Annotated in this window: 3 protein-coding genes; 2 read left to right on the top strand and 1 reads right to left on the bottom strand. The window is 71.2% G+C overall.

The window, feature by feature from the left end; all coding sequences use genetic code 11:
• Both CCN44_RS41515 and CCN44_RS41510 read left to right on the top strand, forming a co-directional pair.
• On the top strand, positions 1-411 hold a 411-nt coding region (locus CCN44_RS41515), incomplete at its 5' end, for a C40 family peptidase (protein WP_143650456.1).
• A gap of 171 nt (positions 412-582) precedes the next feature.
• Positions 583-1947 carry an FAD-dependent oxidoreductase gene (locus tag CCN44_RS41510; protein WP_086704383.1) on the top strand — a complete coding sequence of 455 codons (1365 nt, stop codon included), beginning with the start codon at positions 583-585 and terminating at the stop codon, positions 1945-1947.
• A gap of 60 nt (positions 1948-2007) precedes the next feature.
• Here CCN44_RS41510 and CCN44_RS44825 read toward each other — a convergent pair.
• Positions 2008-2201, bottom strand: a 194-nt coding sequence (locus CCN44_RS44825; protein WP_158103229.1) for a hypothetical protein, incomplete at its 5' end; no start/stop codon positions are given.

Here is a 2201-nt window from a genome sequence, read left to right as displayed (position 1 = left end):
CCCCTCCCCGGGCCCGCAGCCGCCCCGGAGTCGCCACGCGCCCTGCGAGCCGCCAAGGCCATCGCGTTCGCCCGGGCGCAGATCGGGAAGCCGTGCGTCTGGGGGGCGAGCGGGCCGGACTCGTACGACTGCTCCGGCCTCACCCAGGTCGCGTGGCGGGCGGCCGGTGTCACGCTGCCGCGTACGGCGCACCAGCAGGCGCTGGCCGGTACCCCGGTGACGCTCGCCGGCATCGAGCCCGGTGACCTCGTCCTCTTCTTCGACGACGACCGGCATGTGGGTCTGCACGTCGGCGACGGCATGATGGTCCACGCCCCGGGACCGGGCTCGTCCGTCCGCGAGGAGTCGATCTACGGCGCCGGTGAGGCGGCGANNGCGGCACGCGGCACGCGGCAGCCAAGGGTCGCGTGAGCCTCCCCCGCCGGCCCGTACGCCGCCCGGCGGGGCCCGCATAAGCAACCCCTGGGAAACCCATAAGATCGGCTTATGAGGTCATAGACGAGACCCCGGTACCAACTTAGGTCTGCCTTAGTTTAGGCTTCCTGATCAAGTCGCCCATTCACGCTCGAAGGGAACCTGATCATGCCGCGCCCCCTGCGGGTAGCCATCGTCGGAGCCGGCCCCGCCGGGATCTACGCCGCCGACGCCCTGCTCAAGTCCGAGGTGGCCGCCGACCCCGGTGTGTCCATCGACCTCTTCGAGCGGATGCCCGCCCCGTTCGGCCTGATCCGGTACGGTGTCGCGCCCGACCACCCGCGCATCAAGGGCATCATCACCGCCCTGCACCAGGTCCTGGACAAGCCGCAGATCCGCCTGTTCGGCAACGTCGACTACCCGACCGACATCAGCCTGGACGACCTGCGCGCCTTCTACGACGCGGTGATCTTCTCCACCGGCGCGATGGCCGACCGCGAACTGCCCATACCCGGCATCGACCTGGACGGCTCCTACGGCGCCGCCGACTTCGTCTCCTGGTACGACGGCCACCCGGACGTGCCGCGGACCTGGCCGCTGGAGGCCGAGAAGGTCGCCGTGCTCGGCGTCGGCAACGTCGCCCTGGACGTCGCCCGCATCCTCGCCAAGACCGCCGACGAGCTGCTGCCGACCGAGATCCCGCCGAACGTCTACGACGGCCTGAAGGCCAACAAGGCCGTGGAGATCCACGTCTTCGGCCGCCGTGGCCCGGCGCAGGCGAAGTTCAGCCCGATGGAGCTGCGCGAGCTGGACCACTCCCCGAACATCGAGGTCATCGTCGACCCCGAGGACATCGACTACGACGAGGGCTCGATCGAGACCCGGCGCGGCAACAAGCAGGCCGACATGGTCGCCAAGACGCTGGAGAACTGGGCGATCCGGGACGTCGGCAACCGCCCGCACAAGCTGTTCCTGCACTTCTTCGAGTCGCCCGCGGAGATCCTCGGCGAGGACGGCAAGGTCGTCGGCCTGCGCACCGAGCGCACCGCCCTGGACGGCACCGGCAACGTCAAGGGCACCGGCGAGTTCAAGGACTGGGACGTCACGGCCGTCTACCGCGCGGTCGGCTACCTCTCCGAGAAGCTGCCCAAGCTGCCCTGGGACATCGACTCCGGGACCGTCCCCGACGAGGGCGGCCGGGTGATCGAGGAGGGCGGCACCCACCTGCAGTCCACCTATGTCACCGGCTGGATCCGGCGCGGCCCCGTCGGTCTCATCGGCCACACCAAGGGCGACGCCAACGAGACCGTGGCCAACCTGCTGGACGACTACGCGGGCGGCCGGCTGCACACCCCGGCGACGCCCGAGCCGGAGGCCGTGGACGCCTTCCTCGCCGAGCGGAACATCCGCTTCACCACCTGGGAGGGCTGGTACAAGCTGGACGCCGCCGAGCGTGCCCTGGGCGAGCCGCAGGGCCGTGACCGCGTGAAGATCGTCGAGCGTGAGGACATGCTGCGGGAGAGCGGGGCGTAAGGTCCCTCCTTCCTTCGGGTCCCCGGGGGCCGGCGCCGGTGCGCCGGCCCCCGCTGCCGTTCAGGCCCGCGCCGCCCGGGCGAACAGCTCGTGCAGCGGCACCGGTGACAGCAGCCGGGTGAAGGGGCCGGACACGCCCTTGCCCGCCCGGACCGCGCCGTGCATGCTCAACTTCCCGGCCTCCACCGGCAGATGGGGTGCGTCGAGGGTCTCCCAGGTGTCGTGGGCGAAGGCCGTGCGTCCGGCCCCTGCAC

The organism is Streptomyces tricolor (genome assembly GCF_002155905.1).
Taxonomy (GTDB): domain Bacteria; phylum Actinomycetota; class Actinomycetes; order Streptomycetales; family Streptomycetaceae; genus Streptomyces; species Streptomyces tricolor.
Note: the sequence above shows the minus strand (reverse complement) of the source record. Positions and strands in the feature narration are given on the sequence as shown.